This is a genomic window from Vibrio sp. 10N.261.54.E10 (assembly GCF_002877735.2).
Classification (GTDB): Bacteria; Pseudomonadota; Gammaproteobacteria; order Enterobacterales; family Vibrionaceae; genus Vibrio; species Vibrio crassostreae_C.
Genome location: NZ_MCXE02000002.1, coordinates 1,176,274 through 1,193,011 on the forward strand (window position 1 = coordinate 1,176,274; position 16,738 = coordinate 1,193,011).

Genomic DNA, 16,738 nt, shown 5'->3' on the forward strand with positions numbered 1-16,738 from the left:
GCCAAAATTGGTTTTTCCAAAATCGACTTTGACACGCTTACGTCTAGATAAATTAAAAATTACACTCGATGGTTTACTTTTTGGTTTTGGCATATAAACTAGTCGGTGTAGTTTATGTGTTGGGTCTATCCCAACGGTTAAAGAGATACCAATGAAAAAATATCTATTACCGATTTTAGGAGTACTTGCCGTGGTCGCTATCGTAAGCACAGGTTCACAATCAAACGACAATCTAGATAAGCTTCCAAAGAAGTTTGCTAACAGTGAGTTGGAATACAAATCGGGTATGTCTGATATTTTTCAATCTTGAAAGCATACGTGACTGTGGAAAGAAACGAGCCAGTGCCGCGCGCTGCATTGCCTTTGATTCCAATGACAGCTGAGCAATTGATCGAAGAACAAGACGACGTTGCTTACCGCTTAGGTCACTCAAGCGTGATGATGAAGCTGGATGGCAAGTTAGTGATGACTGACCCTGTGTTCAGTGATCGAGCATCACCAGTGCAATGGATGGGGCCAAAGCGCTTTCACCCAACCCCAATCTCACTGCAAGATCTACCTGACATCGATGTGGTAGTGATCAGCCATGATCACTACGACCATTTAGACAAAGGTGCCGTGAAGGTATTAGCCGACAAAGTAGGGACGTTCTTAGTGCCATTAAGAGTGGGCGCACTGTTGGAAAAGTGGGGCGTGGATAAAGAGAAGATCATCGAATTGAACTGGTGGGAATCGGCAACGGCCTCAGACATTGAGTTCACGTTGACACCGACACAGCATTTCTCTGGTCGTGGCTTGCTTGATCGTGACCAAACACTGTGGGGCAGTTGGGTTATTAACGCTTCAGACAAGAAAGTCTTCTTTAGCGGTGATTCTGGTTACTTCAATGGCTTTAAAGAGATTGGCGACCGTTTTGGGCCGTTTGATTTAACCATGGTTGAAACGGGTGCGTATAACTCACTTTGGGCGGATATTCATATGTTCCCAGAACAGAGTGTTCAGGCACACATTGATCTGCAAGGTAAGGTGATGATGCCAATCCACAACAGTACCTTCGACCTTTCTATGCATGATTGGCAAGACCCAATGGAACAAGCACTGGCGATAAGCAAAGAGCGAGATGTACAAATGGTAAGCCCGGTGATGGGTGAACGTTTGGTGATCTCAGAGCCTGTACCTGTTCAGGCATGGTGGAAACTAGCATCGAATTAGAGCTGTCATCCAAATAGACATAGCTAAACCACTAAGCTGTACAACCCAACTTATACACGAAACGCCACCGATCTTACGATTCGGTGGCGTTTTTTCGTTTTATTTTTAAGATCAGCTTTCTAAGTTCTGCGCCATTTTCTTCGCAATTTTTCTGAATTGTTCTAACTCGTCTTCGGCCATGCCTTTGGTCATTCTCTTCAGCATGTCTCGATCGATATCCGAGACCTTACTCATGATCTCTTGACCCTTATCAGTCAGAACCAATAACTGGCTGCGCTTGTCTTCCGGGTTCGGAGACTTCTTCACAAGTTCCTGATTGATCAAGGCATTAATGAGCCGAGTGACCTGTGCTTTATCACGATCTAGGAAGTGTGCAATATCGATAGCGGTACATGGAGACTTCTTAGTAATGATCTTCATGACACGAATGTTCATAGGTGCGATCTCTGAGTCTAAGCTCTCAATCTGTTCGCTCATTTGACGTTTCAAAGAGTGCACTAGACGAAAGATTGATTCTAGCGATGTGTTATCAGACATAAACTATCCTTAGAAATATAGTTGACATTATCAACTACTGTATTTATAGTTGACATTATCAACTTAATTGTTCGTAAATTCAAGACAGGAAATAGATATGACGATTCAAGCAACTCTAACGCCAACTCTTCCTGAGCAAAAAGGCACACCGGTTTTATACAAAGTTTTGGTCATGATGAGCTTAATGCTGACGATTGGCGGCAGTTTAACGGCTGTGATGACTTACATGAATGTTGGATTCGGCGAGGAATTTATTGGCAACTGGCTTTCTTCGTTAGCCCTTGTTGTCGTGATCATGATGCCAATAGGCACGGTGATGATGGCTTTAGTCACCAAAGCCGTTGCTAGAGTGTTCACAACTTATAGCGAGAAAGTTCGCAACCTGATCGTAGGACTGATCATGGCATTCATAATGGAGTCCATGATGGCATTTGTAACAGCGGCAAATAACATTGGATTTTCGGATACATCGGCGTTTACCAGTGGATGGTTTAATGGATTTATTGCCGCACTTCCCATTGGCCTTGCGATCATGGTCGTGATGTCGATGACGGTTAAACCTAAGCTCGAACGATTCATGAAGAGCTAACCAAAACACTTTTTAAGCATTTTAGGAGGTCCACATGAAAGCATTCACAGGCAAACACAATAACTACCGTATCACTATCGAAGAAGTGAACATCAAAGAAGATCGTGAACTTCAAACCATGCAGTTTGAAATTGAAGACAGAGAAGATATGTTCGCGATTGTTGAGAAGATCAAACATGACAGCGGCTTAGACGAGCAATCAGCAGCGCGACTAGGAGTGAGCATTCGCTTGTTAGGCCCATTGATGATGCAAGATAGAAAACACCCTCTGTTTGTTGATTTCATGCCTCACTTCAGAAACTTCATGCAGAATTTGAAGAAGACGTTGAAAGGGCAGTAAAGCCTGAACATCAGTAATACATCGAAAAGTCAGTAATCAAATTACTGGCTTTTTTACATTTAAATCAAAATAGTTTCAGTTGTTTGCGTCTAGAATATGCGAAAATTGATGGCTGAATTTTCGGTGTAGCACCGTTGTTGAATTGTCTATTCAAGCTTTAAGAAATCCGATATTATACTGGTCATAAAACTAAAGGTGGTATTATATGACAAATGTATTTAAACAAGCAGCTGAAGAACTGTTGAGTCGTCGTGTTGCTGGCACCAAAGCACCAAGATTGGACGAACAGTACCGTCCGAATAACTTGGAAGATGCGCTAAAGATCCAATCTTCAATGATCGATTTGAAAAGCGATAAAGTCGGCGGTTGGAAGTGCTTACTTCCTCTGGCTGAAGACAAGTTTGTTGTTGCGCCAATCTTCTCGGGCAGCGTTCAACAAGGCGAAGTTTGTGAACTGTTTGCTGACAACGGCGTAGTACGCGTTGAGCCTGAAATCGCATTTACGCTTGCTAAGAGCCTGCCTGCAAGCCAAGAAGGCTACAGCGAAGAGCAAATCAACGAAGCGATTGGTTCTTGCCACATGGCACTTGAGTTAATGCAGTCTCGTTTTGCGGATGACAGCGGCGCTGAGTTCTATGAAAAGCTGGCCGATGGCCTAGTAAACCAAGGTCTATTTATTGGCCCAGAGATTGACCGTGAAAAAGCATTCACTTCTTCTGAGATCAATATCGAAGTAACTCAAGGCGAACAAGTTCAAGCGTTCGCAGGCAAGCACCCAAATACATTACCACCAAGCCCTATCTACTGGCTGATTAACTACATGACTCGTCGTGGCGTTGATTTCCAAGCGGGTGAAGCGATCATCACGGGCTCATACTGCGGTATCGTGGAGCTCGGCTTCGATAAGCCGACGACTTTCCACTACGAAGGCATTGGTGAATACCAAGTGACGTTCAAGCAGAAACGCTAACTTCTAGCGGCGCACTATCTGTTATCGAAAGGCTGTTTACTGATGAGTAAATAGCCTTTTTTATTACGTGATGCTCAATAGGGTTCTTATTACTTTGCATTAAATTAGGCGTTTAGACGTCTAGACGTTGACAAGTTCTAAGTGTGACATTAGTCTGCTCACCTTCCTGTTCTATTGTGTTGTCGTTCCATGTCCAATTCAAAAAATTCTAACGCGGTAATTGCCCCTTCTGCAGTGGCGCTTATCCCTCTGATCGTTTTCCTTGCGCTGTTTATTGGCGTGGGTACATACCTGTCGCTACAAGGCGTCGATTTTGCTTTCTATCAACTTCCAGCTCCGATTGCGGCTCTGCCTGCTGTGATGTTAGCGTTGCTATTGAGCAAAGATAAATTGAACCGTGCGATTGAGCAGTTCTTAGGTGGCGTGGGTCACAAAGACATTATCGCAATGTGTATGATCTACCTATTGGCGGGTGCTTTTGCTGCTGTGGCTAAAGCTTCTGGTGGCGTGGACGCGACGGTAAACCTTGGTCTATCGGCTATCCCAACGAGCATGATCCTACCGGGCATCTTCCTTATTTCGGCGTTCATTGCGACAGCAATGGGCACCTCTATGGGTACTATCGCTGCGGTTGCTCCTGTTGCACTAGGCATTGCTGACTCAGCTGGTATGAGTATTCCTCTAACCGCTGGCGTAGTGCTAAGTGGCGCTATGTTTGGTGACAACCTTTCTATCATCTCAGATACCACGATTGCCGCGACTCGCTCGCAAGGCTGTGAGATGAGAGACAAGTTTAAAGAGAACATCCGTATAGCACTTCCTGCTGCACTTATCGCGATTGTTATCTTTGCTTTCAACAGCACAGCAACTCAAGTTCCTGAAACAGGCCCAATTGAATGGCTGAAAGTCCTTCCGTACATCACTATTTTGATTCTTGCTGTATCGGGTATGAATGTATTCGTTGTGCTGACGATTGGTATCTTGCTGGCGGGTGGCGTGAGCCTAGGTTCTGTTGAGAACTACGGTATGACGGATTACGCTCAAGATATCTACGCAGGCTTCGGCAACATGCAGGAGATCTTCTTACTGTCGATGCTGATTGGTGGTTTGAGTGAGCTAATGCGTCGCCAAGGTGGATTGGCGTTCCTGACTAGCTTGGTAAGTGGTGTGATTCGTGCGTTTGGCTCTTCACACTCTAAGCAAGCGAATGGCCGTGCGAGTGAGTTGGGTATTGCGGGCTTGGTATCTATGGTGAACATATGTACTGCAAACAACACGGTAGCGATTATTGTGTCTGGTAGTGTGGCTCGCCAATTAGCTGAAGAAAATAACGTTTCTCCACGTCGCTCTGCCAGCTTATTGGATATCTTCTCTTGTGTGATTCAAGGCGTATTGCCTTACGGTGCACAGGTATTGCTATTAGGTTCGGTATTTAACTTATCGCCTTTGGATATCGTGGCTAATTCTTACTACTGTTTCGCGCTTGCAGTCGTTGCTGTGGTAGCTGTGTTTATTAAACACCCAGCACGTCAAGTGGCTCAAGCTTAGTAACAATTGACCAAACTGAGTGCTCACTGGCTCTGATAAGAAGGCTCCTTAATAGGAGCTTTTTTGTGCGTGAAACTCATGGCTTGAAAATTCAATGTACGTCTTCAAATACAAGAAAACCGCCTATGTAGACGGTTTCTAATTTCGTTATAGCGGTTTTCAAGTTTATTGTAGTGTGAATGACAATTAGGCTTGAGAGCTTTAATTCAGCTTATTAGTCACGAACTCTTTGTTTCTGACCATTAGCCACATCAGGCCGCCTAGCGTACCGATGGATAATTGGATAAAGCCTAGGTTTTCAATCAGTGACTCTGGGCGGATTGAAACTAATACCATGCCAAGCGAGCCACAAATCATGCTGAAGAACTGTATCAGTGCGACGGCAGAGCCCGTGTCATGATCTTGTTGATTCAACATCAAGTTGGTCCCCGGTACTCGCATGATGATCGCCATTAATGTCGCTGGTGCAGCGATGAACATGAAGAACCAAGGGGACAGGTCGCCAATGGTTAGGGTGAAGATTCCCGCAAGCGCTAATAAAGCAAAACATCCTGAGATGACCTTTTGAACCGGCATTCGGTAGGACAACTTCATGTAAATTGTTGGACCAAATGAGGCGCACAGTGCATTGAATGCGAACGCGTAACTAAACTGTTGTTCGGTCAATCCAAAGTGATCTATGTAGATATAAGAACCCGCCGCAAGAAAGCCCATCAACGCCATCGGTATGATAGAGAAAATGACCAGCAGCTTGACGAACGAGCGGTTTTTCATGACCACGCCCATTCTTCCCCATGATCGGAATATAGAACCTTGGTATTTGTTTTCGAGTGTTTCTCGGTAGCAGCAAGCTAATACTGACGCAAATGCACCAAAAATGGCGAGCGTGACAAACATCATTCGCCAAGAAGCAATTTTCAGTAGAAAGGCACCAAATACAGGCGCAACCATTGGCGCGATGATCACCAGTGACATGATAGTCGCCATGATCTTTTCACGTTCTCGGCCGTCATAAAGATCTTTGACAATGGCGGTAGCGATAACGGTGATAGCACTGCCAGCAAAGGCTTGGAATACACGAGCACTAATCAACTGTTCGATGCTATTGGTCATCGCGCACAATATGCTCGCGACCATATAGCTCGCTAATCCAATTAATAGGATCGGCTTACGACCAAATTTTTCGCTGAGCGGCCCCCAGAACAAAAGACCGATGGCGTAAGTAACGAAGTAGCTGCTCAGGGTTAGGTTGACCATTGATCGGTCAGTATTAAACACCTCGACCATCTGCGGAAGCGCAGGTAAGTAAAGGTCGATGGTCAATGGAGGGAAAGCACTTATTATGACGAGAAAAAATAGCATACCGGTCTTTCCCAGTACTGGTTGTGGTCTCTTCAAGGTCGCTCTCCGTTGTCCAAGGTAGGTTTCTAATTGATGTGATATTGATATACAGAAGGTTAAGGCACGTCAGACAAGAAGGATAGAGTTGTTCAAGAATATGGTGAAAGTATCGATGAACTTATCTCTATGAGTCCGAATCTACGAAGTCGGTCTGTATACTGAATTGTATTACAAAACATTATTACTTTTATAGCTAACGAGTTCAATCAGTTAGTAGCAGGGTAGCTTGTGATCGCCAACGACACATTGTAATGATTATCGACTTGGCTTGTTATCTTTTCTTTGGGCGTTTTTCGACTAAACCGTTACGCTCTAAACCACGTCGAACGCTGCTGCATAGTTTACCAAAGCGGCGCAGTTCTTCGAAGTTAGGGCCTTGGCCAATGGAAATACTGTGCTCCCAATACATTAACTCGCTGTCGACCATCTCTAGTAGTTTCTTAGAGCAACCCGAGCAATTTCCTTTTGGACCACAGATAAACGTCTCTGACTCGTAAAGTGGGAGTTCGTTTTTAACTTCTTCAATTAAGTTAAGCATTGCCGAGTTTAAGTCTGGCTTTTTGGATGTAAGTGGCTTCAAGCTCGGTGCTTGAGTCGCAATTAATGGGGAAGTCAGTTTGTTAGGTTGTAAATTCAAAGCAGCTGATGACATATCAAAGGCCTCAAGGAGAGAAGAAGGTGGGCATGCTACTCTTCACAACAAAGTGAATCTTGATGTAGTGCAATAAGCGTGGATATATACCCAAAAGAGGTAGGAGCCACAAGCGGTTGTGACTCCTTATCAAAGCTCGCTACTAATGAGAGATTTTAGAATTCAGCGTCGAACTGGAATTCCATCCACTCTTTGGTGACTGGGTGGTGCAGCGCAAGTCTTTCTGCGTGTAAGTGCAATCGGTCGGCTTTATTGCCATACAAGCCGTCACCGACGATAGGCATGTTAAGGCCTTCTTGGTGTGAACAGTGAACACGCAACTGGTGTGTACGCCCTGTTTTAGGATGCAGGTAAACCTTAGTGGTTTGCCCGTTTCGCTCAATCACTTCCCATTTGGTTTCTGCTGGCTTGCCGTGTTCGAAGCAGACAATTTGACGAGGGCGGTCATACAAATCACCACGTAATGGTAGTCGAACATAGCCTTCATTTTCTGTTAGAACGCCTTCAATCATTGCCACGTAACGCTTTTCGACTTCACGAGTAATGAACTGCTTCTGTAAGCTCTTGTTCGCACGTCGTGTGAGAGCGAAGATTAGAATGCCAGAGGTCGCCATGTCTAAGCGATGAATCACAAATGGGCCTTCAACATCGGGATGCATTTCTTGAACACGTGTGTAGGCGGAATCTTTGATGGTTTTACCCGGCACGGATAGAAAACCTGCTGGCTTGTGTACTACCACGATGTGCTCATCTTGGAACAGAATATCCAGCTCTTTGCCTTCTGCTGGGTTCTCTAGCAATGGGTTTGGATCGACTTCTAGGCCTTTCATCATATGGCCTAAAATCGGCACACATTTACTCTGACAAGAAGCGTAGTATTTCTTGTGCTTGCGGATTTCCGACTTTGGAGAGCGGCCCCACCAAAATTCAGCCAATGCCAGTGGCGTGTAACCATGTAAGTACGCGTATTGCAGCAATTTAGGCGCAGCGCATTCACCAGAGCCAGCTGGTGGTATCTTGTTTGGCGTGTTTTCAAAGATTTGGTTAAGGTCTTCAACGTTTCCTTCCGCATTTTGGAAAGCGTATTGTGAAAACAGCTTGTGTTGAAGCTGATGAGAAATGTGTGCTCTTTGCTCTTTTAGCTCAGCCAGTTGAGTGTTGAACACATCAACTTTAGCTTGCAACACTTGCAGGGTCTGTTCCCAGTTAAGTTTTAGGTACTTCTGCTGGTTCTTGTCGGCAACACTGGCTTTGTTTAGCTCATTATTTAGCTGTTCGAAAGCTTGCTCATCAAGGTTTTCTTTACCTTGTTCACGTTGTTCTTTACGCGTTTTTCGGCCTTCAATAATCAATAGACGTTGAGCTTCAATCTCTTGCTCGGCTTGCGCTTTTTGCTGTGCCAGTTGCTCGCACAATTCAAGGTATTCAGTATTTGCTTGCAGCGCTTTAAACTCAGCGTTGACAGCCATCATGTCGGCTGTGTCTTGATGGAAAAAGCTGTCGCTGCTGAGCATGTCGAACACGGGCGGTACAAAGTGAGGCAGTAGGTTTTGGTCGGCGATTTTCCCTGAAAAAGCAGAGAAGTACCCCAATTCACCTTCAGGGCTTTTCACCAATAACACACCAAACATTTTGCCGCGACCAGCGTCAGTATCAAGTCCGAAGTCATGCTGCCAGTCGGTTTGAGTTTCTAGATATTGTTGAAGCTGATGAGAAGCGATTTCACACAATGGGTGCGGTTCGTAGTAGAACGGGAATGTGAAACGCTCAGGCAACGAATATGACTCGATCGGCTGTTGAAAACGAGTGAAGCAATGCTCAGGTGTGTGGCTGTTTTCTGAGTCGTGCGTTGGTTTTGATGAGTGCATAGTCGTATTAATACTTATATCGTGGTGATAAATGGTTGTGAGTCTACTGTGTATGTTCAGAGACGTTAAACACAGTACAAGGCGGCGATTCTACTCTTTATCGAAAAGCGCCTCAAATAAGAAATAGTTCTATTACTGGATAGCCAAGCGACGAGCCTATGAGTTATGGCTTGAACGCCATTAATTGATGAGTAACTTCTCGTTTTTAATCATAGAAGACAATTTAACAAACCAAGGGTGGTAGCCTTGCCGCCCTCTTATTAAAACTAAGGTAACGTTATGATTCCACTCAATACTTCGATTGTTTCCGGTGTCGCTATTTCAGAGAGCGACGGACAAATGAAAATGCTATTAATGAAGCGTGTTAAAGGTGAGTTTTGGTGTCACGTCGCAGGCTCGATTGAAGCGGGTGAAACAGGCTGGCAGGCTATCGTGCGCGAGTTTGAAGAAGAGACCCAAATTAAAGTGGAAGCTTTGTATAACGCGCAGTTTCTGGAGCAGTTTTATGAGGCGCACGTGAATGTGATTCAGCTAATCCCTGTGTTTGCGGTGCTATGCCCACCCAACCAAGCGATTGAACTGAATGACGAACACACCGAGTACCGCTGGTGTAATTTAGAAGAAGCAAAAGCGTTAGCGCCGTTCCCCAACCAACATGCCGTCTACGATCATATTTGGTCGTATTTTGTCGATAAGCCAGTCAATCCGCTTTACCGAGTGAAATTGAACTAATACTGGCTGTTTAAGATCTAGGACTTACCAAGGTAAGGGGTTAAAAAGGCGCTCACTTGCGCTTGGCATAACCCCACATCCACCTTCACGCCGTGCGATTCAAGGATGGCAACTCCACGACCATTATTACGAGGGTCTGGGTCTAGCATCGCCACGACTACGTGTTTTACACCTGCTTTAACCAATGTATTGGCGCAAGCGGGTGTTCTGCCGACAAACGAACATGGCTCTAAAGTTACGTAAGCGGTAACCCCTTCCATTGTTCCGTCCGTTTTGTCGTTATAGTTATTGAGTGCTTCAACCTCGGCGTGGTTTCCGCCGACTTTTTGCGTGTATCCAACAGACACCACCTTATCGTCTTTCACCAAAACACACCCTACTGGCGGGTTTGGTTGGCAATCAGGTAAGGCTTGGCGCGAAGCTTCGAGTGCTTGCAGCATGTATTGTTGGTTCATGGTCGTTACTCAGTATGACGAGAGAGCGTAGCAGCTAGTCGCCACGCGTGGTTGATGAGTTGGTTAATTACTAACTTAATAAGCTAATAAGTGGGGCATGTTCGATCTGATTGGACTTTTAGTCAATGGTTTTAGCGTTTGAATTCGACTGCTAGTTAACTGTGACTCATCGTTAACTTGGGCCACTGGGTTAGCCAACCTTTGGATTGCACTCTTTGATCAAAGATATCTCGGCTACGCTTTGGATTGGGTGTGATTTGCAAATCAAACAAACTCTCTAAGCCAAAGGCAGAAATACACTCGATGTTTCCATGGAGGCTTTGTTTCACGGCGACGGCGGTTTCTTTCTCTGGCCAATAACTCATCGCATCCAATGAGCCTTGGTAACGTTCATCCCCATTTCTAGTGTGCATGTAGGCTTGATTGCGAACTTGCCAATTCAGTTCGGGTAACCGTTGTTTAAGCTGAGCCTCGTATCTAAGATCCGATTCGTAAGAGGTATCAATGGGATCAAAGTAGATCACATCAATATCATTGAATGGAGTCGGGGAGGCATAACCATGCTGGTGATCCCAAACGAGGTTTCTCACAAAGCCCGCAGCGACATAACACTGCGGCAAATCCAACTGAGCGACACAGTCTAAAAGCTTCATTCGTAAGGGATCTTGTTTGATCAACGTGACGATGCGTTTGGCTAGCGGATGTATCATTATGATGTCGGAACATCAGTGACTTGGTAATGGCGTGTCACGTTCTGGGAGATTTCACCCCATTCAGAGGCTTTTACTCGCTGTTGGTGCATTTCGAATGCTTCTCGGCTAGTGAATTCTTCATACACTTCAAAGCGATTAGGTTGAAGCGTGCTTTGACTGACTCGAAACACAATACAACCAGGTTCTTCTAGTGTCAGTTCTTTGTGCACAACCAAGGCATGTGTCACTGCTTCTAGGTCGTTGTCTGGCACTAGAATATGCCCTTGCAGAATTACTTTACTCATAATTACGTCCATTTAATTACGTCTATTTAATTTGGTCCATTACGGCTTTTTTCTATCAAAAGCTCTATCCGTTACAAACATAATCCCATTTTGATGTTGTAACGTATAGGCTAATGTGGCGATTATTAGTTCACATTGAATGTATTTTTTAGTTACACTGTAACTTTAAAGGTGATGTAATCAACAAATGATAAGACACTGGAACTAAATCAGCGTTGGTCCGGTCTATTAAATTAGTATCATTGAACTGTATTGATACTGAAATGAATTTGTCATCTGAGAGAACTAACCTTAATTTTGAACAGCGGCTCATAGGATTGATTTGAGCCATAGTTGATATCTAGGTCGTACTTTGATGTAAATGGTACTCAAAACTCTATATATTTTGTGATTTGTATCATTGATCTGGGCATCAAACACCGTTAGATTCGAATAGTTGGCAATAAAAATAGCTCCTGAAGAGCAGTTAAAGAAAAGGAAATATCCCTTATGAAAAAAATGAGAAGAGCACAGCTTCATCGCGTTCGTATCCAATACTGGAAAGACACGTCAAAAGAAGCATCAAAGAAATAAGCTTTAATCGTAGAGCTTTAAAAGCTGAAAAGCTTAATCAAATGTAAAACGCAACAAACTGATTTCATTAGCACTCTCAAGGACCTTCATCTGGTCGGCGACTAACGAAATCATCCCCAAAGAGCTGGCAGGCATTAACAACAATGCAATTCAATGTCAGCTCATTAATACCTCCTCTAAGTTTATCTTCGTTTGTTAAACCTGTTACCCCAAACTAAAGCTTGTTCCTTGTTCCTTGTTATCGCATCCCTGTACTCGTTAACGTCTTGATAATAAAAAAGCTCCCGATTTCTCAGAAGCTTTGATTTAGATTTTGATATCTGATGTGACTGCCCGATAAAGGCTCGTGCTTAGGATAGACTCTAACGTTGGAACAGCGTCTTTAAGCTCACATCGTCCGTTCTATTTAGCTTTAGGCTCAGTAGATAGCCACCAACACCGATCAGTGCGTAAATACCTAAAGATAAAATCGGCGCTTCTGCAATCGCACTTAATGGGTTGCTTGCTATGAGTACATTCATTGGTAATGACGCGATGAGAGATAGGAAGTCATTGATGCCATAGAACCCAAACACTGCGACAGAGAGGAACTTAATCGCATAGCTTGAGATGAAAATGACAAGCAATGGAGAGTTTACCAGCTGCGAAATCGCTAGAGTGACGGTTGCCAGTGGCAATAAAACCAGTGCAACTAACATCATTCGTCCAAAAAACACGACCCAGTTGCTCAGCACATAAAACAGAGATTGTTGTTCAACCAATAGCGCCAGTTGTTGTTCACTTGAGACGTTCAATATCCAGAATAGAAAATCTGCGAACAGTACTAACAATGCACAGATAGCCGGAATCACCACTAAACCGAAGCCGAGTTTCACACCGTGAGTCATTGCGTTAGATACCGGCATACTTCTCCAAAACATCGAACTGCCTTCTTGGCGCTCTTTACGCAGCGTTTTAGGGATGTAAAGCGTTGATAGGATCAGTGAAATAAGGCCCGCGCCAAAGTAGATCACTGAGTTGAGGTCTTGTGCGAACTCTCTGTGGATGTCGCTCACGTCACCGTTCACTTGCATTTCAAAGAAAAACTCATGCTGCGCTGCGCCATTGAAGAACAGACTAACGAACAGTAAGAAACCACATAACGCGACAAACAGAGGCAATCGAGTGTTAATTTTGTGCTCGATGAGTTCTTTTTCTAGCATGTAAAAACTTGGATGCATTATGCCTTCTCCGTCTGTGTTGCAAGGAATAGATCTGCGAGACCAACGTTATAGATGTTACCCAGTGATTCAACCTGCGCTTTGTATTGACCTTCCAATAACCACTTAGTGGTGCCCAGGCCTGATTGCGAGGTCAGTGGGTTGAGTTTCTGTATCTCGCTTGAATGGTTATTTGCGACTTCGATAATGAAATAGTCATTTTCGATGTCTTCCATGCTCTTTTGCAGCACACAATGGCCTTGTTTTAAAATCAGAACATCCGTTAATAAATGTTCAATCTCTGAAACCTCATGGCTTGCAATGATCATGGCGCGTTCGCCGTCGTGGAACCATTCTAGTAGGTGGCGATAAAAAGTATCGCGATACAGCAAATCTAAGCCCAGTGTAGGCTCATCTAAGATCAACACTTGAGTGTCAGTCGCGATGATGATCGCAAGGTGAAGTTGTACTTTCATCCCTTTAGAAAGCTGCTTGATAGTAGAAGACAACTTAATGTTGGTGCTGCTTAATGTCTGTTCTGCTTTTTGCTTGTTGAAGCTAGGGTGCACACCTTGTGTGTATCGAAGTAGTTGTTTAACCGTCATCCACTCTGGTAACACGTTAACATCTGAGATGTACGACAAGTGCTGCATGAGCTCTGCGTGCTGGTGGATAGGGTGGTAGCCGTTTACTTCAATCTCACCTTGATAGTTGTGTCCACCAAGCAGTGATTTGATCAGAGTCGATTTACCTGCGCCATTGTGGCCCAGCAGTCCAAGCACTTGCCCCGGTTTTAACTCAAAGCTGATGTTCTCGACACCCACTTGATTTGAATAGGTTTTGGTTACGTTTTTCACGGAAAGTAAAGTACTCATGACTTGTCCTTTATATGTTGTGCTAGCTGTTTCACGAGTTCTTCGACACTCATATCAATGATGCTTAGCGTCTCAGCGATGGCTGGGATCTGTGTGTTGATGAATGATTGGTGTGCGGACTCTTTCAATTTTTGAAGTGCCCCTTCGGCCACATACATGCCTTGGCCGCGTTTTTTCTCTACCAAGCCTTCATCCACCAGTAACTGGTAGCTTTTCATGACAGTAAGGTGGTTGATCTTGAGATCGGCGGCAACCGCACGCACAGAGGGCAATGCTTGTAGCTCTAGCCAAACACCCTGAAGAATTTGGTCACTGATCTTGGCGGCAAGCTGCCTAAAGATCGGCTGGTCGTCTTTCCATTCGGTCATAATTAAAACTGCATGGTGATATACATGTGTATAACACTAACCTATTTATTCGAGTTGGCAAGGATTTTATGAAAGTGCATCGGGTATTTTTATGTTTAGATAAAGCACGTTTGGTGGGGAGGGCACTTGAAGCCTACATCCTTGTGGGCTCTCAAGCAGCTGTATAAGCGATGATTATTTGAATAGGGAATGGTTGCTGATCAAGATTTCTATTAGGCCGGCTATACAGGTAACCTTGATGTAAAACTGACACAAGATATATTGCTGCCTACGCGTCTCGACACCTTCATAAATCATTGTGATATTTGATAGGCGTCCAATCTCCGAGATATTGAGCAATACACCCTGATGATGCTCTCCTGACTCGATATCCTTAACAAAGCAACGATCCAGTTTTAGATAGGCCGGAGAGATAACATTGATGATTTCGATGTTGTTATTGCCCGTACCAAAGTCATCCAGAGCGATAGTGATACCAAGCTTTTTGATATCCTTAATGTTATCGATAACCTCACACCCATAGCCAATGTTCGAATATTCAGTAATCTCTACGACAAACTCATTCGCTTCCATCGCGGCTAAATGCTCTCTGAGCCTTGCGAAGTTCGACCCTACCAAAGCACTCGGACACACGTTGACACCATAGATCTCATGGCTGTTGTTTAACTTCGCTTTTCTGACTGTCTCGATGAGTAAAATAGTATGAAAGGTGAGTAAATTGGTGCGTCTCATGGTGTTGATGAAGCTTAAAACGCCAACGTTACGCACACGAGATAACAACTCGTAGTAGAGAACGCAGTTGTCTTCGGTGTTGATGATCGGCTCTTCTTCAAAGGAGATGTGTTTCCAACGAAACAGGTAGATCACGAAACCCAGAATATAGGAGCGATAAAGCAGGGTGGCGAGTATCAGAGAAAGCGCAATCCATAGTGCAACAATGTCGTCACTGTAGAAGGTGATGGTTGCACCCGTTGGTAGGGAGGTTTGATAGATAGATTTACTCTCTTCGCCAAGGTTTAAGATGTGGTAACCATTCTTCTGGATGGAAATCGAATCGACTAATAGAGGCAATGTGAGTTCTTGTATCGAGCTTCGATAGATCGTTTAGATATTCGAGCAACCATCTCAATGTCGTGCTCGGTATCCATGAAGCGTGAATAGGCAAAGTCAGCACTATCGTAGAAGTCGTCTAATTGATTGAGCTCTATCATCTTAGAACGTGTTTTAGAGATATAGCAGGAGTCATAAGGTGTGGTCATGACGACAGAATCAAGGTTGAGCGAGTGCCTTAGCGAGTGCACAGCCCCGTGGCTATCGCAACCGTAGTCCATGACTTCTGCGGCAATGTGTTTGGTGTTCTCACTGTATTCATTCGCAATCTTCGTCGTATAAAGGATTTGGGAAAAGTAGACAACGAATAGGAAAAAGGAAGAGATGGTGAACACGGCTATCAGAGCCTTAATCAGCTCTCGATGATAGGTGTTGAACATCAGTTTCAACATCTCGAACTGGCTGGGCTTGAACTGGTTGATGTCGTACTTAGGTGCGATACGGTTGGTTGAGCTTTTATCGAGATCGATAAAGTAACCTACCTTATAAAGGTTAGAGATAAGTTCGCTATTATTATCTACCTTCGCTTTCTTACATAAGCTTCGATATTTCTTTCTTATAGAAGCAATAATATTTTTTAACGCGTATAAGCTAAACTCTTCGTCAAAGTGTAATTTAAAAGATTCTTCAACATCTCGTGCAGATTGAGGGTTTGATATTGACGAGTGTTCAATAAGGTATTTGAAAACAAAACTCTCTTTACTATTAAGAGTTTCCTCTGATATCTTATTACTGTCTCTTTTTATGTATATTTTTTCTTCATTGTAGATTAGTTGCAAGCTCTCATTATTGTTATTTATATTGAAAGAACAGTGCATAGCTTAACTCCTAAGCGATAGTTATTATATTTGTGTGATGGATATGTGATGGCTGGGATTTTCATTCAACACAAGAGTTCGATCTAAATAATATAACCAAAATGTCACCATTTTATCTCAAGATGTTGATACTAATCGCAGAATTTGGGCTTTAATGAAAGGTTATGGAGATGTTCACCCAAAAGTTGAATTTATAAATGAAAGCCAATGATTTACAAGAGGTAAGGGGGATTTATCCATTTGTTTTGGTATTTATCCATTTCACAGCTTCTACGCGGTAGGTTTAGCGACTGGATTTAGAGGTTTCTAATGTAGCTTCTGATGGTATTCATTCGGTTTATCGATGTGTGAGATTTATCAGAATTTTTCATGATAAAATTAAATTATGTCATTTTATGTGATATTAATATAATTTATGTGGCGTATTGTTTTGGTGATTTAATTAAAGTAATCAATGATAGAATTAATTATATTTGTTGAATGATTGACTTTAA

At 43.6% G+C, this 16,738-nt stretch carries 15 protein-coding genes and 2 pseudogenes; 6 read left to right on the forward strand and 11 right to left on the reverse strand.

Going from position 1 to position 16,738, the window contains the following annotated elements; all coding sequences use genetic code 11:
- Window positions 1-151 precede the first annotated feature (151 nt).
- A pseudogene (locus tag BCU07_RS16445) lies at window positions 152-1,212 on the forward strand (MBL fold metallo-hydrolase).
- Between the two features lie 111 nt (window positions 1,213-1,323).
- Here the strand turns inward: BCU07_RS16445 and BCU07_RS16450 are convergent.
- Entirely contained in the window at window positions 1,324-1,749 is a 426-nt protein-coding gene (locus tag BCU07_RS16450) for a MarR family winged helix-turn-helix transcriptional regulator (protein ID WP_017060573.1), read from the reverse strand.
- 97 nt (window positions 1,750-1,846) lie between these two features.
- Between BCU07_RS16450 and BCU07_RS16455 the strand changes: the two genes are divergently transcribed.
- The 4 genes from BCU07_RS16455 to BCU07_RS16470 all read left to right on the forward strand — a co-directional run bounded on the left by BCU07_RS16455 (window position 1,847) and on the right by BCU07_RS16470 (window position 5,196).
- The gene (locus BCU07_RS16455) at window positions 1,847-2,338 is read left to right on the forward strand and encodes a DUF2798 domain-containing protein (RefSeq protein ID WP_102428765.1); all 492 of its coding nucleotides are present in this window, start codon (window positions 1,847-1,849) and stop codon (window positions 2,336-2,338) included.
- A 34-nt stretch (window positions 2,339-2,372) separates the two neighbouring features.
- On the forward strand, window positions 2,373-2,678 hold the full coding sequence (locus BCU07_RS16460; RefSeq protein ID WP_017060575.1) for a DUF3861 domain-containing protein: 306 nt from the start codon (window positions 2,373-2,375) through the stop codon (window positions 2,676-2,678).
- A gap of 205 nt (window positions 2,679-2,883) precedes the next feature.
- On the forward strand, window positions 2,884-3,648 hold the full coding sequence (locus BCU07_RS16465) for a hydratase (RefSeq protein WP_102428766.1): 765 nt from the start codon (window positions 2,884-2,886) through the stop codon (window positions 3,646-3,648).
- Between the two features lie 189 nt (window positions 3,649-3,837).
- Window positions 3,838-5,196, forward strand: a complete 1,359-nt coding sequence (locus tag BCU07_RS16470; protein WP_102428767.1) for a Na+/H+ antiporter NhaC family protein — start codon at window positions 3,838-3,840, stop codon at window positions 5,194-5,196.
- Between the two features lie 201 nt (window positions 5,197-5,397).
- Here BCU07_RS16470 and BCU07_RS16475 read toward each other — a convergent pair whose 3' ends face one another.
- The 3 genes from BCU07_RS16475 to BCU07_RS16485 all read right to left on the reverse strand — a co-directional run bounded on the left by BCU07_RS16475 (window position 5,398) and on the right by BCU07_RS16485 (window position 9,117).
- Entirely contained in the window at window positions 5,398-6,558 is a 1,161-nt protein-coding gene (locus BCU07_RS16475) for a multidrug effflux MFS transporter (RefSeq protein ID WP_102428768.1), read from the reverse strand.
- Window positions 6,559-6,868: 310 nt separating this feature from the next.
- A complete protein-coding gene (locus BCU07_RS16480; protein ID WP_017064884.1) occupies window positions 6,869-7,249 on the reverse strand; it encodes a hypothetical protein in 381 nt (126 codons plus the stop codon).
- 155 nt (window positions 7,250-7,404) lie between these two features.
- Complete coding sequence (locus BCU07_RS16485; protein WP_017060580.1) at window positions 7,405-9,117, reverse strand: RluA family pseudouridine synthase; 1,713 nt, start codon at window positions 9,115-9,117, stop codon at window positions 7,405-7,407.
- A gap of 279 nt (window positions 9,118-9,396) precedes the next feature.
- On the opposite strand from BCU07_RS16485, the gene BCU07_RS16490 reads away from it, so the two are divergent.
- Window positions 9,397-9,849, forward strand: coding sequence for an NUDIX hydrolase (locus tag BCU07_RS16490; RefSeq protein WP_017060581.1), 453 nt, complete (start codon window positions 9,397-9,399; stop codon window positions 9,847-9,849).
- A 17-nt stretch (window positions 9,850-9,866) separates the two neighbouring features.
- Here the strand turns inward: BCU07_RS16490 and BCU07_RS16495 are convergent, their stop codons facing one another.
- From BCU07_RS16495 to BCU07_RS16525, 7 genes and pseudogenes are all read right to left on the reverse strand, one after another.
- On the reverse strand, window positions 9,867-10,304 hold the full coding sequence (locus BCU07_RS16495; protein WP_102428769.1) for a bifunctional diaminohydroxyphosphoribosylaminopyrimidine deaminase/5-amino-6-(5-phosphoribosylamino)uracil reductase RibD: 438 nt from the start codon (window positions 10,302-10,304) through the stop codon (window positions 9,867-9,869).
- A 155-nt stretch (window positions 10,305-10,459) separates the two neighbouring features.
- Window positions 10,460-11,014, reverse strand: coding sequence for a nucleotidyltransferase family protein (locus tag BCU07_RS16500; RefSeq protein ID WP_102428770.1), 555 nt, complete (start codon window positions 11,012-11,014; stop codon window positions 10,460-10,462).
- A complete protein-coding gene (locus BCU07_RS16505; protein WP_017060584.1) occupies window positions 11,014-11,301 on the reverse strand; it encodes a putative quinol monooxygenase in 288 nt (95 codons plus the stop codon). The genes BCU07_RS16500 and BCU07_RS16505 overlap by 1 nt, the downstream gene beginning before the upstream one ends.
- 935 nt (window positions 11,302-12,236) lie before the next feature.
- Entirely contained in the window at window positions 12,237-13,094 is an 858-nt protein-coding gene (locus tag BCU07_RS16510) for a hypothetical protein (protein WP_017060585.1), read from the reverse strand.
- On the reverse strand, window positions 13,094-13,948 hold the full coding sequence (locus tag BCU07_RS16515) for an ABC transporter ATP-binding protein (protein ID WP_102321049.1): 855 nt from the start codon (window positions 13,946-13,948) through the stop codon (window positions 13,094-13,096). Before BCU07_RS16515 ends, BCU07_RS16510 begins: the two co-directional genes overlap by 1 nt.
- The gene (locus tag BCU07_RS16520) at window positions 13,945-14,316 is read right to left on the reverse strand and encodes a GntR family transcriptional regulator (RefSeq protein ID WP_017060587.1); all 372 of its coding nucleotides are present in this window, start codon (window positions 14,314-14,316) and stop codon (window positions 13,945-13,947) included. The genes BCU07_RS16515 and BCU07_RS16520 overlap by 4 nt, the downstream gene beginning before the upstream one ends.
- A gap of 151 nt (window positions 14,317-14,467) precedes the next feature.
- A pseudogene (locus BCU07_RS16525) lies at window positions 14,468-16,244 on the reverse strand (EAL domain-containing protein).
- Window positions 16,245-16,738 lie beyond the last annotated feature (494 nt).